The sequence below is a fragment of the Saprospiraceae bacterium genome (genome assembly GCA_026129545.1).
In the GTDB taxonomy this organism is placed as follows: Bacteria; Bacteroidota; Bacteroidia; order Chitinophagales; family Saprospiraceae; genus M3007.
Map to the genome: position 1 here is coordinate 1 of JAHCHX010000006.1, position 26,217 is coordinate 26,217.

Genomic DNA, 26,217 nt, shown 5'->3' on the forward strand with positions numbered 1-26,217 from the left:
CCCCCCCCCCCCCCCCCCCCCCCCCCCCCCCCCCCCCCCCCCCCCCCCCCCCCCCCCCAAAAAAGAAAAGCATCACCGCACAAAAAGCACCGAGTTTTCAAAGCCGTCCCAGGTCGTTTCGGTGCGCGGGTTGGCGGGGTCGAGCATCCATTTGCCGTCCACGATGAATTTATAGAGGTGCTTGCCGCCCACGAGCGGGATTTCGATTTTCCAGCCCAGTTCCGTCCTGCGCATTTTTAGGGCATTTATATCCCAATCATTAAAATTGCCGGAGAGTATCACCTGCCGCGCATCGTCGAATCCTTGCAGTTCGAACCGCACCATTTTGGTGACGCGCAAAACAGAGTTGAGTGTACTGTACTGATTGCGTCTTTTTTCAGGGTTGGCGGGGTCTTCCATCCATTTTCCATCCACAATGAATTTATACTCGTACACACCCGGTGCTAATGTCAGGTGCATTTCCCAGCCATCGGCCACGCGCTTCATTTGGATGGCCTCCTCGTCCCAATTGTTGAAAGTGCCCGTCAGGATGACTTTTTTGTTTTTTGTGTAGCCTTTTAGTTTGAACGACACATTGCCCGTGTCGCCAGAAGGGGGAGCGGGCGCATTCGGGTTTTTGATGTCGTACCAACCGATGATGCCCTGTTTTTTCAAAATAGAGTCGGGAGCCACCCAATGTGTCCCGTTGATGAGAAACTTGAACTGCCAATTGGGCGCGTCTTTGAAGTCTTTGAGGTTTTTGCGCAGCCGGTAGCGATATTCGTCCACGCGCTGCATCGTCCAGCCTTCTTTCGACCAGTTGTTGAATGCCCCCGTGACGGCCACTTCCAAGATATTGAGGTCGGCAAAATCAATCCCCGTGCTGTCGGAAGCGCGGACGGCAGCCTCGTAGGCACGTCGGTCGAACTCGAACACGACATCCTCGCCTTCAAAATAATAAGTGCCGTATTTGCTTTTGGCGGTATCAATCTGTGCCGTCGCCAAGCAGGAGATTGTTGCGAACAGGCATACCGCCACGCTTTTTCTCATACCCGAAGCCTTCCAAGCCTGCCGCGGGAAGACACACGGGGCATTTGCCAATGTATTAAATCGCATATTGTGCATTTTGACACTGATATAGTGGGATGATTGCCTATGGACGCACCTTCGCATAAAAAGTCAAGCGTCGTTTTCGGTAATTGATGCTGGTGGGGCGTTGCGACAAAAACTCATAGCCGAGCATACCATCCACGTTGATTTGGTAAGCGGCGTTGATTTCGCTCATGTTGGTCAGCAAGGTGGCCATGGGGCGCCATTGAAAAGTGTCCAATTGGGCATTTTGCAGCACGCCGCTCAGCACCTCTATGCTTTGGTTGCCCGTGCCACGCAGCTTCACCCGTTTTCTTATTTCAAAATTTTCTTTCAAAAAACGCTTTCCGGCGGCGGTGCTCAATAGGTTTTGTTCTGCGCCGGAATCCAGCGCAAAGAGTTTTTCCTGCTTGGAGCCGAATTTGAGCCAAACGGCGGCGACGTGCCCCTCTGTCTTGATGGGCGCATTGCCCAGCGGTTGGTATTCCCAGCGGGGCAGCGGCTCCAGCGGGTCGCCGTTGTTGTTTGTGCGAATCAGCACCAACAGCGAAGCCTCGTAGTCGAACAGTACCTCAAAATCCTGAAAAACCGCATAGCCAATCAAGCCGACCAAATCTATCCGCTTGGCATTTTCGATGTGCGTAAAGTCTATCAACTCCGCTCCCACATTGGCTTGCAAGAGGTTGTCGAGTTGAAACGTGTCCACCCGCGACGCGCCCAGCACCCGCACCTTGCCTGTCACGCCGCCGCCGTCCGTCAGCAAAGCGCCTCGTCCTTGCCCAAAATACCGATAGTTGAGCAGGAGGCCACTGGCACCCGTATCGAAGAAAAAATTGCCCTCCACGGTATCTACCCGTGCCCGCACGGTGATGAGCGTGCCAGTCAGGGTGAAAGGTATGCGGATGATGTTTGGCCCCAGCCACTCCGATTCTGTCAGCACCAGTTCCCATTGTGGCGGCGCGAGGGGCGCTGACGGCGACGGTGCTTTGTCGGGTGGCAAGCCACCTGATGAGTCAAGAAAGCCAGTCGAGGCAGTCACGAGGCCTATTAGCAGACAACAGTAAAAAAGGGAGCGAGAAAATCGTGTTTTCATAGTCGGCTCAAATATCGCCAAAATTACCATCGCGGCTGACGAGCGTCATTCTCAAAGAAGCGGGGGGCGGCTGACTTTTGCAAAAACACGAAATATGAAGAACGAACCTATCGCCAACCTGATGACCCGCAACGTGGTCACCGTCGAAATCCACGAACCGCTCGAAAGGGCACAGACCCTCATGCAACAACATCACATCCGCCATTTGCCCGTCACGAAGAAAGGCAAGTTGGTCGGCATCCTTAGCCTGACCGATTTGATGCGCCTGAGTTTTTCGGACCATTTCGGCGCTTTGGAGGCCGAGGCGGACGTGGCGATTTTCAGGATGCTCGGCATCCGCCACGTCATGAAATCGAACCCGGAGGTCATCATGCCCGACTTCACCGTGCGCGAGGCTGCCGAAATGCTCGCCAACCGCGAGTTTCACGCCCTGCCCGTCGTGGATGGCGGCGCAGTGGTCGGCATCGTGACGACCACCGACTTGATTCGATATTTTTTGGAAAAGATGGAGGATGGAGCGTGATGCGACTTCCCGAAACCTGCCGCAAGGTTTTGTGCCAAAAGTTTCGCGTTGAGTTTTGCCGCCAAACGAGGATTCGAGAGGCGCACGCTATTTTGGGCGTTTTTGCAAAAAAAAACGCTGCCCGCGTCGTTTGCCGCGCGACAGACATTTAACTTTGCCAACACGTTTTTTCTCTACAAACATCCTCTGCCATGAACGAAAAAATCTTGCCTTTTGCCATTTGCCTCCTGATGTGGGCGGTTGCCTGTCAAAAAGAAAACATCCCTGCCGAGCCGCAAAAAGTGCAGGATACTTGCCTCCAGCAGCAGTTTTCCAAGCGCCTCAAAAAAACAGTGACCACCCTCTACTATTGGGGCACAAACCTATCGCCCGATGTCAGAACGGCGGAATACTTTTTCGATGCCCAAAATCGCGTGGACAGCATCTTTTCAGACAATATCGCCGTGAAAATTCTCTACGCCCCCACCGGAGAGGTGGACAAAAGACTTGTCTATTACTGGGGCAAACCACAGAACATAGCCAGCGAGACCCATTATCACTACCAAAATGGGCAAGTCGTGAAATTCCAAACCTCCTACTACGCTGTGGACGGCACCTTGCAAAATTGGAGCTCCATCAATCATTTTGAGTGGAACGCCCAGGGCTTCTTGGAAAAAACGTGGCTGGAAGGCGGCAACGACAAGACCGTTTTCACCGTGGATGATTGTGGCAACATCCTCAAAACACAGGATTTCTACAACGACACCAACCTCGAACATCGGTTGGAGGTAGCAGAATATGCCGACACCTACAGCCCATACTACCTGATTGGCTTGCACAAAATTTATCCGGGCCACCACTCCGTCCACAACCCCATATTCAACCAAATCGTGCATTGGGATTGTGCCGATTACGACCCTTCCCCCATCCACAGCGAATATGAGTACGATGCGGACGGCTTACCCATCAAAATGAGCAACCCCTACCGCACCATCGAGTTTTTCTACCAATAACTGTCCAAATCGTAAATCCCAAATCGTAAATCCCAAATCGTAAATCCCAAATCGTAAATCCCAAATCGTAAATCGTAAATCGTTTCACCGCGACAAATACCCCCCATCAATCGGGTGATAACTCCCCGACACGAACGAAGACTTGTCGCTGCCCAGCCACACAATCAATTCCGCCACCTCTTCGCTGCGGCCCAATCGCCCGATGGGATGGAGCGACACGACCACCTTTTTCATTTCCTCGTCCAACGCACTCAACAAGGGCGTGTCAATGAACGCTGGCCCGACCACGTTGACGCGGATATTTTGCGCCGAATACTCAAGAGCCGCCGTTTGGGTCAGCCCCAGCAGCCCGTGTTTGGCCGACACATACGCCGACGCGCCCGCAAAACCCACCGCGCCGAGGATGGACGAAACATTCACAATGCTGCCGCCGCCGTTTTTTAGCATCGCCGCAATCTGGTATTTCATGCCGTAAAAAACACCGCTCAGGTTGACGCGGATGACCTGCTCCCAACCCTCGATGCTCAAATCGGCTATGGGGCTTTGCTCCCCGGAAATGCCCGCGTTATTCACCGCCACATCGAGCCGCCCATAGGCTTTGATGGTTTCCCCCACCAATTTTTCCATATCCGAAGGTTTGGAAACATCGGCCCGGACGAACATCGCCTCGCCCCCTTTGGCACGAATACGCGCAGCCACCGATTGGCCTTGCGCCTCATGAATGTCAGAAACAACCACCCGCGCGCCTTCGCGGGCAAACAGTTCGGCGGTTGCTTGTCCGATGCCGGAGGCAGCGCCTGTGACGATGACTGATTTGCCTTTCATAGTTTTGATTTTTTGTAAAAACTTAGGCAGCACCAGGCGCATAAGGCTCGGTTGACAAGCCTACAGGTTTTGACGGGATTTACAAGATTTACAGGATTTTTGGCGGCGAAGCCACTTCATTCAACCTGTAAATCCTGTCAAAAATTCAATGTCTGCTGCCCTGCCTAAGTTTTTACGATTTTTATGAAAAAAACGTGCTGCAAAAATCGAGTTAGGCAACACCCGTCACCAATGACGCAGGTCAGCCGTTCGGCTGATGTTGGAGACGACTCAAATAAACCGCCACCAATGCCGCCGCCACGGCGCTGACCAAAAAGGCCGCCGCAGGCCCCACAGCATACCAAATCACACCAATCATGCTACTGGCCAATAGGGCGCAGATGCTCTGAAACGCGGTGTAGGCGCCGATGGCAGTAGCCGTGTCCTTGCGCTCGCAGATATTGGTGAGCCATGCTTTCGCCACCCCTTCCGTAGCCGCCGCATATATGCCGTAGAGGAAAAAAAGCGCGAGAAAAACGGGCTGGGCAGAAGCGAACGCCATGCCCGCATACACGGTGGCAAACAGCAACAACCCACCCACGAACACCCGCTTCATGCCCAACCGGTCAGCCACGACACCCAAAGGATAGGCGGCGAGCGCATACACGATATTGTAGAAAATATACACCCCGAGCACGGTCGCGTCGCTCCAGCCAGCCTCCTTGATTTTCAGCAGCAGGAACACATCCGAGCTGTTGAACAGGGCAAATACCAGCAAGCCGCCCGTGAGTCGGCGATACTGCGTCGAGCTGTTTTTCCAATAACGCGCAAAATCCCAGAAACCCGGCTTGGCCGCTGCGCCTTCTCGTCTCGCTTTTGGCTGCTCCCGAATGAGCATCGTCAGCGCCACCGCAAGCAAGCCCGGCACAAAGGCCAGCAGGAAAAGCAAAGCGTATTGCCCGGGATAGAAATGCAAAAAAAGCAAGGCCAGCAGCGGCCCCACCACCGCGCCAAGCGTGTCCATAGAGCGATGAAGGCCAAAAACCCGACCTTTTGTGGCAGGCGTGGCCTCATCCGAGAGCAGGGCATCGCGGGCACCCGTGCGAATCCCTTTGCCCAAGCGGTCGAGGGTGCGCGCGAAAAACACCCACAGCGGGTACACGAACGCGGCCAGCATGGGCTTAGAGATGGCACTGAGCGCATAGCCAAGTTGCACGAACGGCAGCCGTCGGCCAGTCGTGTCGCTGAGCTTGCCAAAATAGCCTTTGCTCAACCCAGCGGTTGCCTCTGCCACCCCTTCCAGCACCCCGATAAGCACAATGGAAAACCCAATGCTTTTGAGATAGACAGGCATGACCGGATAAAGCATTTCGCTGGCCATGTCAGTGAAAAGACTGACAAGCGAAAGCATCCAGATGTTGCGGGTGATGATGGTCGGACGTTGCATTTTATACCTTGATTCGTTAGGATTTGTCAGATGCCCATGATTGATGTTCTTGATTTTTAGCAGATTGCGCGTTGGGCCGTGCCCAAAACTTGGCGGTGCGAGGTATATTTGTGTGAAAGTGTCAGATTTTGAGTGGTTCCCGCCGCGATTAGCGTTCTCACCAAGCGCACTCCTCGCTATATGCCAAGCCCCCCCTCACTCCGCCGCTTCTGCTTGGTGAAAAAACACTAAGCAAGGCTAAAACTCCCAATTTGCATGGGTTGGCAAATCAGGAGCGTTTTATGATAAAAGTCACGTCCACCGGTGAGCAAAGTTCTGTAAATTGATATTCGAAGAGGGCGAATTTTGGAACAACAAAATTCAAATTCCTTCCAAACTATGAAATATCAGACTGGCATTTGGCTCGACTTCAAAGACGCTTACATTATTGCCTTCGATGAGGAGGGCAATGCTGCCGTGAAGCACATACATTCGACAGTGACACACCCGGCCACTAAAGGCGGCTCGCGCTCTAAATCGCCGTGGGGGCCGCAGTACTCACCGCCCGACGACACCAACCTCGAGCGGGCAAAGCACGAAGAACACCGCTATTTCAAACAGATACTGGAACACGTCAACTCTGAGGCGAAAGATATTGTGATTTTTGGCCCGGCTGAGGCTAAATTAGGCTTGAAAAAAGAAATAGAAAATATCAAGCATTGCAAACCGAGGCTGCTGGGAGCGTTTCCATCGGACTACATCACGCAAAACCAAATGGTGGCACTTATGAGGGACTTTTTCCAAAATCCCGAGAAGTACCACAAGGAAAAAGAAGAGGTCTAATTCTGTGGCGCGTCTGCAAAACCTCTCATGGTTTCACAAACGGATTCCTACCTTTGTCTGCGTTCGTTTTACTTTTTTTAAGCGCATGACAAACAATATCTTCTGCCCCCTACTACTGATAGCCCTGCTCGCTGCCAGCTGCCAGCCTGCGGGCAAACCCGCCAAAGCAACTTTCACCCCCCCTCGCTTCCAACTCATACAGACCGACACCTTCCGGTTCAACAACTTCGTGGACTGCAACATGGCGGAGGCTTGGGTGGGCGACACCTTCCGCATTTTTCCCGGCAAATACGGCGAAGACCCTGTGTGGGGTTTTTCCAACGAACTCAAATTCTCCAGCGGCCGTCACGCCGACGAGGCTTTCAGCAATCCCGCATCGGCCTACATCGCGCCGCGCCTGCCGAAAAACGCGCCCGTCGGGCAGCCCGGCCTGCACGGGGCTGTGTGGTTTGAAACTGTTTATCAGGATGCCAAAGACGCGAGTGGCCGCACGCTCTACGCCGTTTATCACAATGAAAACTACCCCGAAACACTGCCCTACGACCCCGCCACTGGCGAAGGCTACATTGACAAAGACTGGCCACTCGGCCTCACGGAACGCATCACGCCTGCGGCAGTGTGTCGCATCGGCATCATGAAATCCACCGACGGTGGCTGGAGCTGGGAGAACAAAGGGCTATTCATAGAGGACAAGCAGCCGCGCATGATTCTCAAACCGCACAACACTTCCAAAACTTTCGCGGGCGGCGTGGGCGACCCTTCCGCAGTAGCGGTGGGCGATTATCTTTATTTGTTTTACGGCGAATACGGCTACCCCGGCACTTATGACGCAGCCACTTACAACCCCGACACCGAATGGAGCGGCCAATGCATCAGCGTCGCCCGCATCGCGCTCGGCGACCTCGACAACCCGCAAGGCAAGGCCAAACGCTGGGACGGCGATGGCTTCAACGCGCCTTGGGACAGCGTGGGCAAGCCCATCGCATCGTTGCAGATTCCCCGCGCGCAAGGCGGCGGCCCCGCCTCGTCGCCGTCGGGCGGCTTCCATTGGGGACCTTCGGTGAGCTGGAATACTTACCTCAATTGCTGGGTGATGCTCATGGGAAAAGTCGTAGGCCAGTCATGGGTTGGCAGTAGCGTCTATATTTCCTTCAACCCGCACCAAGACCTCGGCACTGGCAATAATTCGCAAGACTGGACACCGCCGCAACTGCTGTTCAGCAAACCCGGCCACACGATTTGGTACCCTTCGCTCCAGCCCATGAACACGCCGGAAGACATCGCCAACAAGCACACCTGCCTGCGCCTCGGCAAGCGGGCGCGGCTGTTTTTCAAGTATTCCGACTTGGGGAAATACTGCTCGGAGTATGTCATCGAGTTTGAGAAGTAGCCCCGAATGTCGCGCACGCTCAAAAAAAAGAACACTGAAAAAACCACATGCCCCGATACCGTCGAAACGGCGTTTCACCCTGCAATGGAAACCCCAATCAGCTTCCCGATAAAAAACGTGACCGCTGCCGCCGCCAGCCCGAAAAGCACTTGGCGAAAGCCCGAGTACCACACGCTTTTGCCTGTGAACAGCGTGATGGCCGCGCCTATGAGGAACAACCCCAACGCGCTCAATATCAGGCTCCACGCTATTGCGATGGTTCCGCTTTCAAAGAAGAATGGCAACACAGGCAGTATCGCTCCCACTGCGAACAACAGAAACGAAGACAGCGCCGCTTCCCAAGCAGAGCCTTGCAACTCTTCTGCATTGATGCCCAATTCTTCTTTCACCAACACTTCATGTGCGTGCGCTTTATCGGCGATGGTCGTTTCGGCCAGTCTCCATGCCTCCGCTTCCGAAATGCCTTTTGCCCTGTAGATGAGCGCCAATTCCTTCTTTTCCGCTTCGGGACTCATCTCGATTTCTTCCTGCTCGAGCGCCATTTGGCGTTCGTAAAGCTCCTGCGAGCTTTTCACCGAAATCCATTCGCCGAGCGCCATGGAAAGCGCACCCGCCAACAAACCCGCCACCCCTGCCAGCAGCACGCCCGAGCCGCCCGTGGCACCTGCCACGCCCATGACAAGGCTCATGTTGGACACGAGGCCGTCGTTGCCGCCCAGCACCGCCGCGCGCAGTGCGTTGCCGCCCACTGTTTTGTGCTTTCCTTCGAGTTTGGAAAGTTTTTCGCCGGAGACGCGGCCTTTCGTTTGCAACAGCGACTGCAGGATTTTCACATGATTCGTCTCCGTGCCGGAAACGGGGGCTTGACGCTGGTTTTTGGCTGCGACGACTGCGCTGGCGATGCTTTTTTCAGTTTCCACCAACACGCCGAGCAAATAATCGTAGCCGAACACTTTGCCCACCCAATTGAGCGTGCGGGCGCGCCACGATGGGTTGGGCATTGCGACGCCGGGGTTTTGTTTCAAAAAATGCTGCGCATGGCTGCGTTCGATTTCAGCCAGACCTCTGAATATGTTGGCTATGTCAGGGTTGTCTTCGTGTTCCGCTACTTTGTCGTAGAGCCACGCCGTGTCAATCTCGGTTTGAAGGTTTTCGAGCGATTTGTTTTTCATAAAATGCTGTTTTTTTTAGAGGCTGTTTTAAAACCCCTGCCGGGGTGGGAAGGCTCAGATTTTGGGGATAATCAAGGGTCATTTTTTGACTAATATCGGGGCATATTCGCCAAAAATAGCCGATGGATGGCACCAAAAGATGGGTCTTCCCGCCCGGTGAGGGGTTTTAAAACAGCCTCTTAGATTTTCTAACGCGCTTGCGCGTCCCTTTCCGCCAGTCTTTTTATGTTTTTCAACTCCGCCGTCTGCATGACGGCGTGAACGGGCGGGTAAATTACGTTGCCCATCAGCCAATCGGCCCATTTCGGTGCCAATGCCCCTCGCACACGGGTGAGGAGGCGCGTCGCGTCAAGGCCAATGGGTTGCAACACGAATGCCCAAGACATCTTGAAAGGGCCGCCCCCGAACATACTTTGCTCGTATTCGCCGCCGATGACAAAATGTTGCGCTTGCCCGACAGCATACACATCGAAAAAGCCATCCCGCGCGGGCGTGGCAGCCAGCTTGTCGCCCACTTTTCGCGTTTCCCAGCCTTCCACGAGGTGGTCAACGCTGGGCTTGCCGCCATTGTCCAATATATCAATGCTGTACCAGCCGCCCCGGTCGCAGCCCAGCTGCATCAGGTAGCGCCACACGATGGAGGGGGGGGCTTCAATGTCCAAAGAGTGGGTCATTTGGTGCCGGGCTTCGGGGATGCGGTCGTCGCCGGGCAGTGCGATTTCCTCCTCGTCGGGCAGTTTCATTTTGCCAAGTTCAGCCTGCAAATGCGACATGGCCGCGCTGCGAATCGGCTTTGAGCCGAGGCCGATGACGGCGTAGTAGCGTTCGAGGTGTGCCCAACTCTCGTCGTCGGTGGCGGTAGTGCGCAATTCGAGGCAGACGGTGCTGCCCTCGCCGAAAGGCTCGACCGAAATCGCCCAAGCCAATTTGCCCCAACCCGGCTCGTTGAAATCGCGGAAGTCGGAAGGCTTCACCGAAGCGAAAGGAATGTTCAAATGCCAGAATTGGCCGACTGAGCCTACCACCACCTCGCGGCTCGGAATTTCTTCCAAAATCATAAAGCCAGTGCCTCGCCGCGCCACTTGGTCCACGCTGACGCTGCGGTCTTCTTCCGTTCTTTTTTTGCCTTTCAACCAATCTGGAATGGCGCGAATGTCGAACAACAGCCGCACCCAGGGCATCTCGGCGGCGTCGAAATGGCGGGCGGCTTGCCAAGCGACTTCGGGTTTGGCTTTCACAAAAATCCGGTTGATTTCGGTGTGGCGGGGGTTGGGCAGGTAGTGTTGGATGCTGCGCATGGTGAAAGATTTTTAGCCACGAAGGCACTAAGGCGCGAAGTTTTTTAAAGGGGTGTCTGAGGGTCACAAGTACTGTTCCGGGAGGCATCGGAAGGCTGTTCCGACGTATAACAAGGCATCCTCTTAGCGCCTTTGCGCCTTCGTGGCAGACTCATTGTATTGAATGTCCGCGATTTCCAATTTCAGCCAAGTGAAATCGCCGTCTTTCAATTTCCACGTTATCTCGCTTTTGTAAGGCACCCGAACGCCGCCGAACTCGCGGTAGCCTTTGTTGACTACGAGCCAGTCTTCCAGCGTTGCGCCTTCTTTGCGGTCGTAGTAGCGTTTTGCCTCAAAACTCGCCATGTCGCCCTCGACATTGAACCTAAAAATGCCCGATGCCGTGATGCCGCCGAAAGTCATGGTAGCTTTGGCGGATAGGGTATCCAGCTGTTCCCATTGAATCTGCTCGCTCAACGCTGCGGACGGCCACCAGCATATTTCGGCCAGATTGCGCAGCATCGTCCCTTGGTCGGTCTCGGGGCCTTTCGCGTCGGCGATGGGATAGAGCGACAGCAGTTTGATGAGCATATTGCCGCGCCCGTCCACATATTTGTCGCGTCCGGCGAGCGTCATGCCCGGCGCGGCTTGTATTTGGGTCGTCCAGATGAAACCCGGCTTGTCCAAAGTGTTCCATTGCTCGGCCTCGAAGGGAATCCAGCTGCCGTCGGGCTTGGTTTTCATCTCGCCCGTTTGTTTCAAATGCGCGATTTGGACAAGTTCTTTGCCAACGACACCAGAGCGCTCGAGCCACCGCTGCACCACTGGCGGCAAGGGCGCGAGCGTTTCCTTTGTTAAAATCGTTCTTGCAGAAATTTCTTTTGGGAAAAACGCGGCTAATTCCTTCTTGACCATTGTGTTGAAACTCCAGCTCCCGTAAGCAAGCACGATGCCTGCGAGGGCAATGATATTGGCCAAGGTTCCAAATTTGGCATCGCGCCATTGGGTGAAAATCAGGATTTGCGAGAGCAGAACTGCCGGAACGGCCACCATCCACCACCAGTCTTTTTTCAAAAATAAAAACAACACGGAGGCGATAAACAGCAAGGCGACAACGAGCCATAGCACGCCTGATGTTTTGGAAAAACTGCCCGCGAGCTGCGGCACGTCGGCCAATTTGAAGGCTTTTGCAAAACCCATTAAGTGGATTAGGCCGTGAATGAGAAGGATAAGAGCAAAGAGGAGGCGCATAGGTTGTTCGTTGTTCGTTGTTCGTTGTTTGTTGTTCGTTGTTTGTTGGTGGTTGTTTGTTGTTCGTTGTTTGTTGGTGGTTGTTTGTTGTTCGTTGGTGGTTGTTTGTTGTTCGTTGGTGGTTGTTCGTTGTTTGTTGGTGGTTGTTTGTTGTTCGTTGTTTGTTGTTCGTTGTTTGTTGTTTGTTGGTGGTTGTTTGTTGTTTGTTGTTCGTTGTTCGTTGTTTGTTGGTGGTTGTTTGTTGTTCGTTGTTCGTTGTTTGTTGTTCGTTATTTGTTGTTTGTTGGTGGTTGTTCGTTGTTTGTTGTTTGTTGGTGGTTGTTTGTTGTTTGTTGTTTGTTGGTGGTTGTTCGTTGTTTGTTGGTGGTTGTTCGTTGTTTGTTGTTCGTTGTTTGTTGCTTGTTGTTACTGTTTGTTGGGTTTCAGGTGCCATAGCAAGACTGTAAGACTCACCGTGCTGCCGATGGCGACAAAGAGGTAGAATGGCAGAAATTCGTCTTTTTGGGGCGCGTCGGTCAGCACCAGCCGCAGGGCTGCCGTGCTCAACACCAGTCCGTAGGTGGTGCCTTTCACGAGCATCATGGCACCGAGCACGAAGCCCCATGCCTTGCGCTGCCAAAGCCACACGGCGGCCAAGATGGTGGCGGGCACCACGAACGACAAATCCAACGCGAAAATCAGGCTCGGTGCCTCGGGCACTATGCCCGTGAAGACGAATCGGATGCTTTGCCCGCCCTCTATGAGAAGCAAGGGCGCAGCAAGGAAAACGAGGAACAAGACAATCCACGGGAGCGTTTTATGTCCGCTAAAATGGCTGGCAATAGCGTCCGCGTCCAATCGGGACAATCCAAAGATGAGCGCATAAGCCGAGAGGGTGAAGAGCGCCACATAAAGCAGGAAAAACGCATTGAAGGCTGCCCCAAACAGGTAAAAGGCGTAGTTGTAGAGCATATAGAGCAGCAGGCCCATCCATATCAATTGCGCCCGTTGAGCGCCGCGCCCATTGCATCGCTACCGACAAGGCGGGCGATGCCACCACCAAAGTCACCCAGTCGTTGGTAAACCAAGCGTTTTTGATAAAATCGCTGTCGCGGTAGAGGTTGCCAATGAACAAGCCGCCCAACGACGCAACGACCGCCAGCACGACGATGAGCCACGAGAGTGAATAGGCGGTGCGGAAGTGATTGTTTTTCATTTTTCAAAAATTTGATAGTGACGCATGGTGCTTGGCCAGAGCGTAAAAATCAAAATGAGCAGCCCCACGGCGAGGTAAGCGGGTTGGAGCCACGAGCTTGCCACCATGGTGATTTGCACGGTTATCCAAATAATGATGATGATGCCGGAAAACAGCGAATACGTCCAGCCCCAATGTTTGTCGCGATAGATGTTGAAGATATTGGCCCAAGACCAGTTGGGTTTCAGCAACAAACCCGCCGCCGCAAAAAGTGGGAATAGGCCATTGAAAACAAACAGGATGAGGCCCGGCAGGAAAAAACTGCCAAATGGGGATTGACTCAACCACTCGGGCGGCATTCTGAAGATTTCGGGTTGGGTCATCAAAACCCACCCGCCAAATGCGGCGCTGATGCCCAGCAGCAGCAAAAGCAGAAAAAGCGGGTAAAAAGCAAGAGGTCGTGCCATCAGTATGTGCGTTTCGGGGACAAAACTATTCGTGTCGAGGAGGCTGACTGAATGACAAGGGTTAGTGCCCGCGCTGACTTTTATCGGCCAAGCAACGAGATGGGGGGCGGCAGGACGACCTACCTTGCAATAACATATACCTTGCAAAAACGATTGTCGGTCGAAATTTTTAAGCCTATATGCAACCAAAGGCCGTGATTGGGGTCGCATTCATCCAGAGCAAAAACAGGTCTCTGACAAAAACAACTTTTCTATTATGGCTATGACAACAACCATCCGATGGTCGGTCGCCCTATTGCTGTGCAATTTGCTGGGCGCGCTGCAAGCTCAAGATTTCAACATCACTTATCGCTCCCGAATCAACTACCCCGGCCAGACCTGCGCCAATGTAGGCGGGTGGGCTGGCGGCGGTCGGGAATATGCGCTCGTCGGCGCCTCCAAAGGGCTTGGCATCGTGGATGTCACCGACCCCGACAATCCCGTGAAAATCGTGCAGGTGCCTGGCCCCGACAATTTTTGGAGAGAGGTGAAGACTTACAAGCATTTTGCCTACGTCACCACCGAAGGCGGACAAGGACTTCAGATTATTGACCTCAGTGACCTGCCGTCGCCTACGCTCGATTACCATTCCTACACCGGTGATGGCGCCATTGCCGGCCAGTTGAACACTATCCACGCGCTGCACATTGACACCACCAAAGGGTATGCTTATTTGTACGGCACCAATTTGTTCAATGGTGGCGCGGTGGTGCTCGACCTGAACGCCGACCCTTACCACCCCACGTTCGTTGGGAAATACGACCTGTTCGGATATGTCCATGATGGCTGGGTAGACAATGACACGCTCTATGCGTCCCATATTTACTTTGGTATTTTTGCCATTGTTGACATGACCAACAAGGCAAGCCCCAACTTGCTCGGGGCACATCCGACACCCAATAGTTTCACACACAACACTTGGCTGTCGCAAGACCGCCGCTATGTGTTCACCACCGACGAGGTGAGCGATTCCTATCTGGCCTCTTTCGATGTGAGCGACCCGGAAGACATCAAGCTGCTGGACAAGATACAGGCCAATCCCGGCTCCAACTCTATCGTGCACAATACGCATGTGCTGGAAAATTACGCCATCACGTCGTGGTATTCCGACGGGGTCAGCATCGTGGACATCACGCGTCCCAATAATTTGGTGCAAGTCGGCTGGTACGACAACGCGCCCACGCTGACGGGCAGCGGGTTCATCGGCTGTTGGGGGGTCTATCCCTATTTGCCTTCCGGCCACCTCGTCGCTACCCACATACACGGCCCCAACAACAGTGGCGGGGAGCTTTGGGTGCTGACTCCCACCTACCAACGGGCTTGCTATTTGGAAGGAGAAGTGACCAATGCGCTCGACGGGATGCCAATCAGCAACGCCTTGGTGGAGATACTGGGCAGTGCGGCGAAAGAATCCACCTCGCTTGCAGGCCAATATACTCTCGGCCAAGCCACCCCCGGTTCGGTACAGGTGAGGGTCAGCAAGTTGGGTTTCGACCCCATCACCGTCACCGCTGTGCTGAAAGAAGGCGAGGTGACATTGCTGGATTTTGCGCTCACCCCAGCGCCCACCGCCACCATTAGTGGCAATGTGCTTGATGCCGCCACCGGATGGGCAGTGCCTTATGCGCATGTGGCCGCGCTCAACAACCAAATTGAATTTGAGACTATCGCGGACGGCAATGGCCAATTCGTCTTGCCGGGCATATTCTACGGAAACTACACGGTGGTGGCAGGCGCGTGGGGATACAACTACGCGACAAGGAACAACCAAAACCTGCAAGCCGACCAGACCTACAGCCTCGAACTCGACAGAGGCTACCGCGACGATTTCGTCTTCGACTACGGGTGGGAAGTGAGCGGCACCTCCACCGAAGGCATCTGGGAAATCGGCGTGCCGCTTGGCATCAACGTCGGCATCGTATTGGTGCCCAATACCGATTGGAACAGCGACATAGGCCACAAATGCTACATCACGGGAAATGCCTCCGCTGCCGTGGACGAAGACGACGTGGAAAGTGGCACGATGAACCTCATATCCCCGCCGATGGACCTGACGACCTACAACGACCCAAAAATGAGAGGTGTATTGTTTTTCACAAACTTCACGCAAGACCAGCAGTCGCTCGATTCCATCCGCGTCTATGTGAGCAACGGTATTGAGGAAAAATTGATGTTGACCTACCCCGGCACCCTGACCAACTGGCGGGTCATCAACGAGCGCCTCAAACCCCACATCAGCATCACCGACAGTATGCGCGTTCGCATCGAATGTTTCGACAACCCCGCCTATCAAGGGTTCGATTCCTACGAAGCGGCGTTCGATTTCTTCTGGATTCAGGAAGGCAATCCCGTCGGCACCGACGAGCCGTTGCTCGAGGCCACCATGCTCGCACGCCCCAACCCTTTTCGAGACCAAGTGCTTATCGAGTACAACTCACCCAATAGCGGAGAGCAGCTGCTCAATTTGTACGACTTGTTCGGGCGCTTGGTCGAGTCCGAGTCGCTTGCAGGTGGGGAAGGAGCCATCGTGGTGGGGCACAAGTTGCAGCCCGGTGTCTATTTTGCCCGTTTGGAGCAAAATGGCCAAGTGAGCAAAAGCGTTCGGGTCGTGAAGGTGCATTGAGAAAAGATGCTTCGCAAGCAATTTTTTCCTCGACAGGATTTACGGGGTTCACAGGTTATTTCTCCCAAAAGGGTGTATTTCATGTTGTTGCTTTTGTGCGCCGGGAAGCAATTCCGGCATATCTCGGAACAGCGCTCCGATTTGCACGCGACAATTTGAAATGCACCCCTCCGCAAATGGGCACAAAACCTGTAAATCTTGTAAATCCTGTCAAAGTTCAAACTCACCCTATCAGCCAATACGTCAGAAAAACCACCCCCACCAACAACACCAACCCAAAGCCCAGCAACACCGGGCGGCGCAATTCCGCAGCCCCGTTGAACACACTGACCAAAAGTTTGAAAACCGAATTGGACATCACGGCCAACAAGATGATGATGGCCGCTTGGCGGTTCGAGTCGGGCGTGGCAGCGGCCCATTTGGAGGTGCTAATAGTGATGGCATCCATGTCGGCAATGCCCGCCAACGCGCCAGAAAGATATGTGAGGGTAGTGCCCAACCATTGTCTCGAACCAAACATGAGCAGGGTGACGCCAATGTAGAGCAGCACGAAAAAGACAGCGTTTTTGATGTCCAGCGGGTTGCCCGGTTCAAGTTGTGGGGTCTCGCTTTCCATGCTGCGGTTGCGCAACAAATTCCAGCTGGGCAACAGGCTGACCAACAACATAAGCAACAGCGCCGGAAACAGCATCCATGCCACCGGATAATGGAACACGGTGGTCAGCATGAATACCCGAACGAACATGATGGTGGAGGCCAACACAATACCCGCGCCGAAGGCCGGTGCCACATCTTTTCGCTCACGGCTTCTCGCAGAAAAAACCCACGCTATCAGGGTGGAAGAAAACAATCCGCCGAGCACGGCAGTCAGCATAATCCCCTTGTGGGGGCTGCCAAATTTCAGCATCAAATAACCCGCAAAACTGATGGACAGCACCAACACCACTATCCACCCCATGTCGCGCAAGTTGAGCAAACCCGCTGGCCCAAATGGTTCATCAGGCAATAAAGGCAGGATGAGCAGCGCCAACACGATAAACTTGATGAAGGCGAACAGCTCCTCCTGTGTGATGCGCCGGATGATGCCGTGCAGCTGCTCTTTCAGCGAAAGTATCAGCGTGGTGAGCACCACCACCGCCAGCGCCTCCCGCATATAGCCTGCTGCGATGGCCACCCCCAACACGAGCGTCACGAGCAGCGCCACCTCCGTGGTCAAGCCCATGTTGCCCTCCATCGCCTGCTTGTGGTAAGCCACCGCTACCAACAAAAAAAAGCCCGCCAGCACACAGATTAGCACCGACATATAGTTCTGCGCGGCTACCCACGCCGTCACATAGCCCAACACGGCGACGAGGGCAAAGGTGCGGATGCCGCCCAGATGCCCCGGCTTGTCGTGCGTGTTGAACTCGCGTTCCAACCCGATGATGAGGCCCACCCCCGCCGCCACCAGCAAACCGATGAAAAAGGGGGTCAGCACCGTGTTCAGAGAATCAAGCCAATCCATAATTCGCCCAAAAGTATCAATGTTTTCAACTCGCGTCGCTGACAAAAATCACCCGCTTGGGTGACGGGTGTTTGGGCAGGCCCGCCCGGGCGCCCTTAATTTTGCCACCAAACAAAAAAACTTGACACATGCAGAACATCATCGTGCCTACCGACTATTCCGACAACGCCAACAATGCCATGCACTATGCCGCCGCGCTGGCGCAAGCCACAGGGGCGCGGCTGGTGCTCTATCACGCATTTGCCTACCCCATCATCACGACCGATGTGCCCTACGAGGTCGAAAAATACATTGATGAAATACAGACCAGCGATAGAGCGACCTTGCAGGAAATCAAACGGGAACTGGAGCGACAGTATCCCATTGAGGTGAAGTGCATCAGTCAGGCAGGTTCGGTGTCGTATCATTTGCAGGAAATCGCGCAGCGCGAAAACGGCGATTTGGTGGTGATGGGGCTGCGCGGCTCCAATCCTGCCCTCAACATACTCATGGGCAGCACGACGTTCGAGGTGATGCGTCAGGGAAAATTCCCACTGCTGATCGTACCCAAAAATGCGCGTTTCAGCCCGCCCAAACGCCTGCTCTTTGCTTGCGACAATCCGTGGGTGGGGTTGGAAGCCACCGTGAAGCCGCTGAAAGACATCGCCACCGCCTTTGGCGCCGCCATCGAAGTGTTCACGGTGGTGGAGCCGACAGTCCCCTCCACCGCGCCCAAGCCAGCGCGCCCCAGCAACCTTGAGCAGCATTTTGAAAAAATCCAGCACATCTACACTTTCGAGGAAACAGCAGAGGTGCGCGCGAGCATCCTCGAAAGCATCCGCGAAAGCAATGCCGACATATTGGCCATGATTCCGCGACACCACCCCGTGTGGCAATATCTCTTCGGAAAAAGCGACACCCTGAGCGTCGCCTTGCAAACCACCATCCCCTTGCTTGCTTTGGCCGAAAACCCTCTATAACGCTCTATTTTGCACGACGATGAAAAATTGGCTCGGCATCGCTGCGGCACTCCTTCTAGTGTTCGGAACTTATTGCAAACACAAGTCTCGCAACAAGGACGAACCCGCCGCCCTCCCGACGGATACACTGGCGCTAACGGCACAACCTGACACCGCGGAGCCGCCACTTTTGGCCATTCCCGTGACAAAGGCAGTCAACATCGGCGCCTATTTCAAATTCATGGATGCCATCGTGCAACAGTACGACTCCCTCGTGCCGTACCCGCTCACCGAGCATCTCCTCGTGCGCGCCAATGCGTGGCTGATAGATACTTTGGAAAACACCGACTACTATCGCATGATGGAGCGCGACAGTTTTGTCTATGACCAACGCCAAATGCTTGCCCTTCGGCCCGGCGACACCCTCTACCTCCCCGGCGAAAAAACGGCGGCGAACTTGCTCCACCGAATGCAGGCCACCTACCTCGACATCAACATCCCCTCTTTTCAACTGCGCATCGTGGAAGGTGACAGCGTGCTCCACACCTTCCCCGTGCGAGTCGGCAAAAACCAAAAAAAGTTCTTGGCGCTAGCAGGCAATCTGGTGGACTTGCGCACACGCACCGGCACCGGCGAAATCGTCCGCATCAGCCGCGACCCGCTTTTTCTCGACCCTGTGACGGGAAAGGAATTCAAATATACCCGCCGCGACGACCGCCGCACCACCCGAATGCCGCTCATCCCATGGATAGAACCCTCCATCAACGGCATCCGCCATGGGCAAATGATTCACCCCACCACCAACCCCAGCACGCTCGGCAAAGCCGCCTCCAATGGCTGCATCGGCCTAAAAGAAGCCGACGCCTGGCGTGTTTACTACTATGCCCCCATTGGGACAAAAGTGGTGGTGCGCTACGATTTGATGGAAACCCTCACAACGGGCGACACCCTCCGCTACGAAGACGTGTATCGCTATCGGAAAGGCGGCGCCAAACCCTCGACGACACAAGCAGCGTTGTTTCCGGTGCTGGGCGGCAACAACGGATGTTGGTGTGGGGAGTAAGAAACCGTTTCCAAAGCTGCCTGATGCCCTGCGATAAAAACCGAGGAAAAAGATTTGTTTCTTTAAAAGCCGTTCTTTTACCTTTGCAGCCACTTTGAAGCGAAAGCGACAAAAATGCGTTTTTGATGAGATGGGGGTTTAGCTCAGCTGGCTAGAGCGCTTGCATGGCATGCAAGAGGTCACCGGTTCGAATCCGGTATCCTCCACCCACGAAGCCCGGTCTTTTGAAAGGCCGGGTTTTTTTGTTGGTAGGCCCCCCTTGCGCCACCCTTTTTTACCTTGATTCGCTAGGATTGGTCAAAGGAACATGAGCGTCACCTTTGATTTTGAGTGGCTTGTGTTGGTAGTCATGCCCAAGATTTGGCGGCGCGAGGCATAAAGTCGCCTTTCCTGACAGTCTCCACAGTTATACCTTGATTCGCTAGGATTTGTTAGATGAACATGATTGATATTCTTGATTTTTAGCAGATTGCGATTGCAGCCATGCCCAAAACCTAACGGCGCGAAGCATAGATAGATATCACCTGTAACGCCAACTTTCAGTTGGCATCCTGTGTATGTCTTAACCCTTCTTTTACTGGAAGATGGCTTTGGGGGTACAAAACTATGACCCTTAAGCAAGGTCACAGTAGTCTTAACCCTTCTTTTACTGGAAGATGGCTTTGGGGCTCACAATCCGAGACCGGGTGACAATCTCGAAGGTCGTCTTAACCCTTCTTTTACTGGAAGATGGCTTTGGGGGGGACGAGCGCAAGGCCGATGATGGAAAGATGGTAGGTCTTAACCCTTCTTTTACTGGAAGATGGCTTTGGGGGAGGCGGGAAAGTAACACCAAAAAAACGGCCGACGGCGTCTTAACCCTTCTTTTACTGGAAGATGGCTTTGGGGGAGCAGCCACCCCGTCCTTTGGTCGAAAGACCAAAGGGTCTTAACCCTTCTTTTACTGGAAGATGGCTTTGGGGACACCATCGGGGGGGCCGTTTCCATTCCAGCGCCGTTGTCTTAACCCTTCTTTTACTGGAAGATGGCTTTGGGGACCATAAAAGGTGCCAACCCATGAATGGGTCGTCAGAGTCTTAACCCTTCTTTTACTGGAAGATGGCTTTGGGGTAAAAACACCCCTTGCAAATGAGCAGGGAAAGCAGGTCTTAACCCTTCTTTTACTGGAAGATGGCTTTGGGGATCTATTGCAGAAGACCACAAGCTTGATTCACTAGACATGTCTTAACCCTTCTTTTACTGGAAGATGGCTTTGGGGAGGAACCCTAACGGTACAGAGAGGGTGATAGGTTAGTCCAGTCTTAACCCTTCTTTTACTGGAAGATGGCTTTGGGGCATATTGGGGAGTCCATACGCTCCCGTGGTGAAGGTGTCTTAACCCTTCTTTTACTGGAAGATGGCTTTGGGGAGGTTTCCCTGAAAACCTTCGCTCGTACTGCGGCCCGTCTTAACCCTTCTTTTACTGGAAGATGGCTTTGGGGATGGATCCTAACGAACTGTGGGATATGAAAGATTCTAGTCTTAACCCTTCTTTTACTGGAAGATGGCTTTGGGGAAGGAGTGAAGGTGCTACAATACAGCCGCTAGAAGTGGTCTTAACCCTTCTTTTACTGGAAGATGGCTTTGGGGAAGAAATAAAGGAAGTGTCTATTACATACACTCAAGAGTCTTAACCCTTCTTTTACTGGAAGATGGCTTTGGGGGTAAGAGAACCGGGGTGCAGCATCCGACAAGACACTGGTCTTAACCCTTCTTTTACTGGAAGATGGCTTTGGGGGGCAAAAAGAACCCCCCTAAAGGGGTTGTGCCCTGAAGTCTTAACCCTTCTTTTACTGGAAGATGGCTTTGGGGCTTTAACGCTAATACGGGAACAGAAACCGTAACTAAGTCTTAACCCTTCTTTTACTGGAAGATGGCTTTGGGGCAGACTTGCTCACTGCTGAAGAGTGGGCAGGAGTACAGGTCTTAACCCTTCTTTTACTGGAAGATGGCTTTGGGGAACTCACAATGGCAGCTCTAGAAACAAAATCATTCGTCTTAACCCTTCTTTTACTGGAAGATGGCTTTGGGGGAATTTTCAAGCGTTCTTTCACAATCTCACGGGTGCGTCTTAACCCTTCTTTTACTGGAAGATGGCTTTGGGGAACGCCAGCTGCAGCACGCAAAATGCTGCTTGAACAATTGTCTTAACCCTTCTTTTACTGGAAGATGGCTTTGGGGCGTTCCTCAAGGAAAAGTTCGAGGATATAAAGGCTAAAAGGTCTTAACCCTTCTTTTACTGGAAGATGGCTTTGGGGAGCGGCAAGACGCACCCAGTTGGCAGTAAAATGCCAAGTCTTAACCCTTCTTTTACTGGAAGATGGCTTTGGGGATGATTCGCTCTGTTGTATAGCCCAGCATAGTATCCCAGTCTTAACCCTTCTTTTACTGGAAGATGGCTTTGGGGAGCAAAAAAGCCAACGAACTAGGACTGTACGACATGGTCTTAACCCTTCTTTTACTGGAAGATGGCTTTGGGGTGGCGCTCAGCCGACAGTGATGGTTACAGTTGAGTCTTAACCCTTCTTTTACTGGAAGATGGCTTTGGGGGAGGTGTTCGCAGTTATGACGTGGGATACAACATGATTGTCTTAACCCTTCTTTTACTGGAAGATGGCTTTGGGGCGGCGAGTGCCCAGCGCGCAATTGAGCGCCTGCGCAAAAAGTCTTAACCCTTCTTTTACTGGAAGATGGCTTTGGGGAATTTGGCCCTAGTTTCTTCTTCTACGAAGAATTAGTAGCCGTCTTAACCCTTCTTTTACTGGAAGATGGCTTTGGGGATACGCCGCCCGAGGCGGACTAAAAACTCAAAAATTTGTCTTAACCCTTCTTTTACTGGAAGATGGCTTTGGGGTTGGCGCTCAGCCGACAGTGACGGTCACAATTCAATAGTCTTAACCCTTCTTTTACTGGAAGATGGCTTTGGGGTCTTCCAGTAAGAAGACTGATGACGGACGGCCAAAGGTGTTGTCTTAACCCTTCTTTTACTGGAAGATGGCTTTGGGGATTCCGCCGTAACATTCACATTATACCTTTTACTTATGAGTCTTAACCCTTCTTTTACTGGAAGATGGCTTTGGGGCTGCAACGCCAAATAGATGCCGCAGCATTCTGGTCTTAACCCTTCTTTTACTGGAAGATGGCTTTGGGGTTGTCGGGGTTAACCCCTGAAAGCCTCAAAGGTCTTAACCCTTCTTTTACTGGAAGATGGCTTTGGGGGGTATATTATTCAAACAAATTGGAAAACAGTAAGTTAACTCTAAAAAACCTGCCAAAAACATATATTCTCTCCAAAGCGTCGGCCTGATTTTTCGGAGGTGCAAAGTTATCCCTTTTATGTTCATATTATCAAGACGTTTGGAGGCGTGGTCACCATCTTATAATTTAGGTCTTTGCCGATAACATTGAGCTGCACCATACTTTCGCGGGTGACCGGCAAGATAAGAATGCTGTCGCCATTCTCATACATACTGTTCACTTCTTCGAGTGTCTGCGCGATTTCGCGGTAGCGTTTGTGCTCCGTGCTGCCGATAAAGACCGATTTCTGCATACGCATGCAGCCGTTTTTGCTCAGGTACTTGGCCAGATGCCGCCGTACCTTGTGGTCTTCGATATCGTACATGATGAAGAATAACATCGTGTTGTTGTTGGTTTCGTTCGCGTGTCGGAGGAAGTGTTCGATGCTGCGCACACGCTCTTCCAAGTCGGGCAGCTGCCGGTGGCGCTCGGGCAGGTAGCCTTGTAGGCGCTCGGTGCGAAGACCCGCTTCGCGCAGGCGGCGCAGGCGCTCAGGGAAGCTGATGTCGGGTTTGCGCGGGCGTTTGGCCATGGTGCCGATTTACGATTTACGATTTACGATTTGGGATTTACGATTTGGGATTTACGATTTGGGATTTGGGATTTGGGATTTGCGATTTGGGATTTACGATTTACGATTTGGGATTTACGATTTGGGATTTGGGATTTACGATTTGGGATTTACGATTTGGGATTTACGATTTTGACGGGGTCGCTTGGCTATGTGGTGCGGGTGGTGGGTGAAGCCTTCAGAACAGGATGTCCGCTTGGTCGGCCGCGCCGCCGCTGGGCATGGTGTCGGCGGCCTCTTGCGGGGCGCGGCCGTACCACTCGTGACGGCTGAAAATGGCCTGTTCGGTCACAAACACTGCCAGCCCACAGAGGCTTTCGTTGGTGTTGCGCTTGGGCACCTGCACCACGCTGAAGCCGCGCTTGCCGTAGTACAGGTTGATCTCCGCCGCATCGTTGCCGCACTTCAGAGCCAGTTGCTTGCCAAACTGGATGTCCCGCACCTCGGCCACTTGGATGCCTTGCGCCTCTAGCGCGGCTTGCACCACAGGCAGCGCCAGCCCGATAGCCTCAGGCACGAACACGTCGCGCTTGAGCGGGTTGGGGCGCGCACGGGTCTGTAGTTTTCGCAGGATGTCGGCGTAAGTATCGGGGTGGATGGCATGGCTGCGCCCGGGTTTTTCTGCGGCGGGTTGTGCGGCCGCTCCGGTTTTTTCGGCCAATAGTTCGGCCATTGCTGGCTGGGTTTGCTCCGGCAGAAGGCCGCGCCAGCCGATGTGGTCGGCCAGAGGGTTGACGTAGGCAAGTGGGTCGTGGGCCATGAAGCAGACACGGGTGACATCCGAGGTGCGAAAGTCAATGTATTTGCTCAGTCCATACTGTTCCCCGAACGCAAAGGCAAAGGCTTTGTAGGCATCGGTGAAGGTTTTGGTGTCGGTGCAAGGCTCGTCGAGTCGAAACACGAGTTTCAACCCGTCGCCACCGGGCGAACGGAAGAGGAGCGCCACGCGCTCGTCGGCGCTCAGCTGGGTCTTCCATTCAGCGAGGGTTGTTGCATCGCCGCTGAGCTTGTCCACATCGAGCACCCAAGCTTGGATTTGCTCAAAATGCTCGGTGCGCCGCAGGCCACCGTCAAATTGGCCGCAGCAAAAGAAGGGCAGCCGCACCTTCAGCCGGGTGTAGGCGCTGGCATCGAGCTGTTTCACTCGACGCAGGCGCTCGGTGTCGTCGCGGAGTGCGGCATCGTCGCGCAAGCGGTGAAAGACCGATTCGAGCGTGGCGGGCTGGAGGGCAGCAGCGGTGTCGAGCAGGTTGTGACCGAGGTAAAACATGACGATTTACGATTTACGATTTACGATTTACGATTTGGGATTTACGATTTACGATTTACGATTTACGATTGCCGAGCGAGACTTGCGATTTGCGATTGCCGAGCGAGACTTGCGATTTGCGATTGCCGAGCGCGAGGGCCGAGCGAGACTGGGCGATTTTGGATTTACGATTACTGAACGGGGGTATCGGTCTCGCTCGGCAATCGCGCTCGGCAATCGTAAATCGTAAATCGTAAATCGTAAATCGTAAATCGTAAATCGTAAATCGTAAATCGTAAATCGCAAAGTCACTCAAACCCTTTAAATAACGTGGCCAGCCCTTGTGCGGCTAGGTCAATGTGGGTGTAGCGCGAACGCTCCATTTTTTGCCAGATGATTACCTCGTCCATATAGTCGGCAAAAGCTTGGATGAGGATACGCTTGCCGTAAGGATTGAGCCAGAAGGCTCCTTGCTCGACCTCAAAAAACTCCAGAAAGATGACTTCCTGCTTACACAGGCGGCACACCACGAAGTCGGCCCAGTGGCGAAATTTCTCGATGACATCATACACTAACACAGGTCGGTTGTACTCGTCGCGGTGAAAGATGCCGATGAACGGGTCCACGCCGGCACGGATGAGCGCGTGCTCCACCTTGCCGTAGAGGATGCCGTAGGCGTAGTTGAGCAGGCAGTTGAACATATCGGTTGCCGGATGCTGCGAGCGCTGGGCAAAGCGGTACTGCGGCGGCATCATTGTGCTCAAAGCCTGAAAATAAGTCTTCGATGCAGCGGCTTCCAGTGCTCGCAATTTCGGGGCGGCATCGCTCAATCGCTCCTGCGGGGCGGCGAGGATGCGCGTACGATATTCGCTAATTTTAATGGCCGCTTCCGCAGCAAAGGTTTCTTCCGCCGGCTGGGGAAGGCTGAGCAATAGAGCAGCCTGATGCTCACATTTTTCAGCCAGCAGCTGCTGTACCCAAGCAGTCGCTAAGAGGCTTTGCACAAACAAGGCTTGCTTTTTCCGTATGACCGAAATGCTGCCAAACCGACTGCTCCACAGCCGCGCCTCGGGCTTGCCCCGCCGGTCCACAAACTGCACGTCTATGTCGTGCTCCACCGCCGCAAAGGCCAGCTCCGCCGTCAGGAGCGTGGCCCGGTGCACAAACACCGTCTCGATCTGCCGCAACGGCACGCGCTGCACCTCCGCCGCCTCGTCGGCCTTGGGCGGATAGACCACCAAGTGGCCCTCCTTGATGCTGACCTTGCAGCCGGGTGTGTTGATGTAAACTTGCATGGCTTTTGATTTTGGATTGACGATTTACGATTGACGATTGCCGAGCGAGACCAGGCGATTTACGATTTACGATTTACGATTTACGATTTACGATTTACGATTTGCGATTTACGATTTGC

At 53.6% G+C, this 26,217-nt stretch carries 21 protein-coding genes, 1 tRNA gene and 1 CRISPR repeat array; of the genes, 9 read left to right on the forward strand and 13 right to left on the reverse strand.

Features of this window, described 5'->3' with window-relative positions:
- Nucleotides 1-72 precede the first annotated feature (72 nt).
- Nucleotides 73-1,095: a hypothetical protein gene (locus KIS77_22240; protein MCW5925053.1), complete on the reverse strand. Its 1,023-nt coding sequence runs from the start codon at nucleotides 1,093-1,095 to the stop codon at nucleotides 73-75.
- Nucleotides 1,096-1,132: 37 nt separating this feature from the next.
- Nucleotides 1,133-2,107, reverse strand: a complete 975-nt coding sequence (locus KIS77_22245; GenBank protein ID MCW5925054.1) for a hypothetical protein — start codon at nucleotides 2,105-2,107, stop codon at nucleotides 1,133-1,135.
- 148 nt (nucleotides 2,108-2,255) lie between these two features.
- Here KIS77_22245 and KIS77_22250 point away from each other — a divergent pair, with 148 nt between their 5' ends.
- Nucleotides 2,256-2,684: a CBS domain-containing protein gene (locus KIS77_22250; protein ID MCW5925055.1), complete on the forward strand. Its 429-nt coding sequence runs from the start codon at nucleotides 2,256-2,258 to the stop codon at nucleotides 2,682-2,684.
- A 191-nt stretch (nucleotides 2,685-2,875) separates the two neighbouring features.
- Complete coding sequence (locus KIS77_22255) at nucleotides 2,876-3,676, forward strand: hypothetical protein (GenBank protein ID MCW5925056.1); 801 nt, start codon at nucleotides 2,876-2,878, stop codon at nucleotides 3,674-3,676.
- 84 nt (nucleotides 3,677-3,760) lie between these two features.
- Here KIS77_22255 and KIS77_22260 read toward each other — a convergent pair whose 3' ends face one another.
- Both KIS77_22260 and KIS77_22265 read right to left on the reverse strand, forming a co-directional pair.
- Nucleotides 3,761-4,501: an SDR family oxidoreductase gene (locus KIS77_22260; protein ID MCW5925057.1), complete on the reverse strand. Its 741-nt coding sequence runs from the start codon at nucleotides 4,499-4,501 to the stop codon at nucleotides 3,761-3,763.
- A gap of 241 nt (nucleotides 4,502-4,742) precedes the next feature.
- Nucleotides 4,743-5,927 carry an MFS transporter gene (locus KIS77_22265; GenBank protein ID MCW5925058.1) on the reverse strand — a complete coding sequence of 395 codons (1,185 nt, stop codon included), beginning with the start codon at nucleotides 5,925-5,927 and terminating at the stop codon, nucleotides 4,743-4,745.
- A gap of 378 nt (nucleotides 5,928-6,305) precedes the next feature.
- Between KIS77_22265 and KIS77_22270 the strand changes: the two genes are divergently transcribed.
- Both KIS77_22270 and KIS77_22275 read left to right on the forward strand, forming a co-directional pair.
- Entirely contained in the window at nucleotides 6,306-6,749 is a 444-nt protein-coding gene (locus tag KIS77_22270) for a hypothetical protein (protein MCW5925059.1), read from the forward strand.
- An 85-nt stretch (nucleotides 6,750-6,834) separates the two neighbouring features.
- Nucleotides 6,835-8,139, forward strand: coding sequence for a hypothetical protein (locus tag KIS77_22275; GenBank protein ID MCW5925060.1), 1,305 nt, complete (start codon nucleotides 6,835-6,837; stop codon nucleotides 8,137-8,139).
- A gap of 74 nt (nucleotides 8,140-8,213) precedes the next feature.
- Here KIS77_22275 and KIS77_22280 read toward each other — a convergent pair whose 3' ends face one another.
- From KIS77_22280 to KIS77_22300, 5 genes are all read right to left on the reverse strand, one after another.
- Entirely contained in the window at nucleotides 8,214-9,311 is a 1,098-nt protein-coding gene (locus tag KIS77_22280; protein ID MCW5925061.1) for a VIT1/CCC1 transporter family protein, read from the reverse strand.
- Nucleotides 9,312-9,499: 188 nt separating this feature from the next.
- The gene (locus KIS77_22285; protein MCW5925062.1) at nucleotides 9,500-10,609 is read right to left on the reverse strand and encodes an SRPBCC family protein; all 1,110 of its coding nucleotides are present in this window, start codon (nucleotides 10,607-10,609) and stop codon (nucleotides 9,500-9,502) included.
- Nucleotides 10,610-10,732: 123 nt separating this feature from the next.
- Nucleotides 10,733-11,839, reverse strand: a complete 1,107-nt coding sequence (locus KIS77_22290) for a hypothetical protein (GenBank protein MCW5925063.1) — start codon at nucleotides 11,837-11,839, stop codon at nucleotides 10,733-10,735.
- Nucleotides 11,840-12,244: 405 nt separating this feature from the next.
- Entirely contained in the window at nucleotides 12,245-12,808 is a 564-nt protein-coding gene (locus tag KIS77_22295; GenBank protein MCW5925064.1) for a hypothetical protein, read from the reverse strand.
- A gap of 222 nt (nucleotides 12,809-13,030) precedes the next feature.
- On the reverse strand, nucleotides 13,031-13,480 hold the full coding sequence (locus tag KIS77_22300) for a hypothetical protein (protein MCW5925065.1): 450 nt from the start codon (nucleotides 13,478-13,480) through the stop codon (nucleotides 13,031-13,033).
- A gap of 256 nt (nucleotides 13,481-13,736) precedes the next feature.
- Here KIS77_22300 and KIS77_22305 point away from each other — a divergent pair, with 256 nt between their 5' ends.
- Nucleotides 13,737-16,142, forward strand: coding sequence for a choice-of-anchor B family protein (locus KIS77_22305; GenBank protein ID MCW5925066.1), 2,406 nt, complete (start codon nucleotides 13,737-13,739; stop codon nucleotides 16,140-16,142).
- 223 nt (nucleotides 16,143-16,365) lie between these two features.
- Here KIS77_22305 and KIS77_22310 read toward each other — a convergent pair whose 3' ends face one another.
- On the reverse strand, nucleotides 16,366-17,646 hold the full coding sequence (locus KIS77_22310) for an MgtC/SapB family protein (GenBank protein MCW5925067.1): 1,281 nt from the start codon (nucleotides 17,644-17,646) through the stop codon (nucleotides 16,366-16,368).
- A gap of 128 nt (nucleotides 17,647-17,774) precedes the next feature.
- Here KIS77_22310 and KIS77_22315 point away from each other — a divergent pair, with 128 nt between their 5' ends.
- The 3 genes from KIS77_22315 (at nucleotide 17,775) to KIS77_22325 (ending at nucleotide 19,853) form a co-directional block, all read left to right on the forward strand.
- Nucleotides 17,775-18,605, forward strand: a complete 831-nt coding sequence (locus KIS77_22315; GenBank protein ID MCW5925068.1) for a universal stress protein — start codon at nucleotides 17,775-17,777, stop codon at nucleotides 18,603-18,605.
- Between the two features lie 19 nt (nucleotides 18,606-18,624).
- Nucleotides 18,625-19,647, forward strand: coding sequence for a L,D-transpeptidase (locus KIS77_22320; protein MCW5925069.1), 1,023 nt, complete (start codon nucleotides 18,625-18,627; stop codon nucleotides 19,645-19,647).
- Between the two features lie 132 nt (nucleotides 19,648-19,779).
- Nucleotides 19,780-19,853 (forward strand) — tRNA-Ala (locus KIS77_22325).
- 353 nt (nucleotides 19,854-20,206) lie between these two features.
- Nucleotides 20,207-22,905: a CRISPR direct-repeat array (repeat unit 37 nt; unit sequence GTCTTAACCCTTCTTTTACTGGAAGATGGCTTTGGGG).
- Nucleotides 22,906-23,026: 121 nt separating this feature from the next.
- Here KIS77_22325 and cas2 read toward each other — a convergent pair.
- Both cas2 and KIS77_22335 read right to left on the reverse strand, forming a co-directional pair.
- Entirely contained in the window at nucleotides 23,027-23,515 is a 489-nt protein-coding gene (cas2, locus tag KIS77_22330) for a CRISPR-associated endonuclease Cas2 (GenBank protein ID MCW5925070.1), read from the reverse strand.
- Between the two features lie 217 nt (nucleotides 23,516-23,732).
- Entirely contained in the window at nucleotides 23,733-24,824 is a 1,092-nt protein-coding gene (locus KIS77_22335) for a hypothetical protein (protein MCW5925071.1), read from the reverse strand.
- Between KIS77_22335 and KIS77_22340 the strand changes: the two genes are divergently transcribed.
- Nucleotides 24,823-25,053: a hypothetical protein gene (locus tag KIS77_22340; GenBank protein MCW5925072.1), complete on the forward strand. Its 231-nt coding sequence runs from the start codon at nucleotides 24,823-24,825 to the stop codon at nucleotides 25,051-25,053. The two genes, KIS77_22335 and KIS77_22340, sit on opposite strands and share 2 nt — an antisense overlap.
- Nucleotides 25,054-25,111: 58 nt before the next feature.
- Here the strand turns inward: KIS77_22340 and cas1 are convergent, their stop codons facing one another.
- Complete coding sequence (gene cas1 / locus KIS77_22345; GenBank protein ID MCW5925073.1) at nucleotides 25,112-26,098, reverse strand: CRISPR-associated endonuclease Cas1; 987 nt, start codon at nucleotides 26,096-26,098, stop codon at nucleotides 25,112-25,114.
- Nucleotides 26,099-26,217: the final 119 nt, after the last annotated feature.

Excerpts from the sequence above, each read along its gene's own strand:
- KIS77_22240 (MCW5925053.1), bottom strand. The coding sequence starts at position 1,095 with ATGCGATTTAATACATTGGCAAATGCCCCGTGTGTCTTCCCGCGGCAG.
- KIS77_22250 (MCW5925055.1), top strand. The coding sequence starts at position 2,256 with ATGAAGAACGAACCTATCGCCAACCTGATGACCCGCAACGTGGTCACC.
- KIS77_22255 (MCW5925056.1), top strand. The coding sequence starts at position 2,876 with ATGAACGAAAAAATCTTGCCTTTTGCCATTTGCCTCCTGATGTGGGCG.
- KIS77_22260 (MCW5925057.1), bottom strand. The coding sequence starts at position 4,501 with ATGAAAGGCAAATCAGTCATCGTCACAGGCGCTGCCTCCGGCATCGGA.
- KIS77_22265 (MCW5925058.1), bottom strand. The coding sequence starts at position 5,927 with ATGCAACGTCCGACCATCATCACCCGCAACATCTGGATGCTTTCGCTT.
- KIS77_22270 (MCW5925059.1), top strand. The coding sequence starts at position 6,306 with ATGAAATATCAGACTGGCATTTGGCTCGACTTCAAAGACGCTTACATT.
- KIS77_22275 (MCW5925060.1), top strand. The coding sequence starts at position 6,835 with ATGACAAACAATATCTTCTGCCCCCTACTACTGATAGCCCTGCTCGCT.
- KIS77_22280 (MCW5925061.1), bottom strand. The coding sequence starts at position 9,311 with ATGAAAAACAAATCGCTCGAAAACCTTCAAACCGAGATTGACACGGCG.
- KIS77_22285 (MCW5925062.1), bottom strand. The coding sequence starts at position 10,609 with ATGCGCAGCATCCAACACTACCTGCCCAACCCCCGCCACACCGAAATC.
- KIS77_22290 (MCW5925063.1), bottom strand. The coding sequence starts at position 11,839 with ATGCGCCTCCTCTTTGCTCTTATCCTTCTCATTCACGGCCTAATCCAC.
- KIS77_22295 (MCW5925064.1), bottom strand. The coding sequence starts at position 12,808 with ATGGGCCTGCTGCTCTATATGCTCTACAACTACGCCTTTTACCTGTTT.
- KIS77_22300 (MCW5925065.1), bottom strand. The coding sequence starts at position 13,480 with ATGGCACGACCTCTTGCTTTTTACCCGCTTTTTCTGCTTTTGCTGCTG.
- KIS77_22305 (MCW5925066.1), top strand. The coding sequence starts at position 13,737 with ATGGCTATGACAACAACCATCCGATGGTCGGTCGCCCTATTGCTGTGC.
- KIS77_22310 (MCW5925067.1), bottom strand. The coding sequence starts at position 17,646 with ATGGATTGGCTTGATTCTCTGAACACGGTGCTGACCCCCTTTTTCATC.
- KIS77_22315 (MCW5925068.1), top strand. The coding sequence starts at position 17,775 with ATGCAGAACATCATCGTGCCTACCGACTATTCCGACAACGCCAACAAT.
- KIS77_22320 (MCW5925069.1), top strand. The coding sequence starts at position 18,625 with ATGAAAAATTGGCTCGGCATCGCTGCGGCACTCCTTCTAGTGTTCGGA.
- cas2 (MCW5925070.1), bottom strand. The coding sequence starts at position 23,515 with ATGGCCAAACGCCCGCGCAAACCCGACATCAGCTTCCCTGAGCGCCTG.
- KIS77_22340 (MCW5925072.1), top strand. The coding sequence starts at position 24,823 with ATGACGATTTACGATTTACGATTTACGATTTACGATTTGGGATTTACG.
- KIS77_22335 (MCW5925071.1), bottom strand. The coding sequence starts at position 24,824 with ATGTTTTACCTCGGTCACAACCTGCTCGACACCGCTGCTGCCCTCCAG.
- cas1 (MCW5925073.1), bottom strand. The coding sequence starts at position 26,098 with ATGCAAGTTTACATCAACACACCCGGCTGCAAGGTCAGCATCAAGGAG.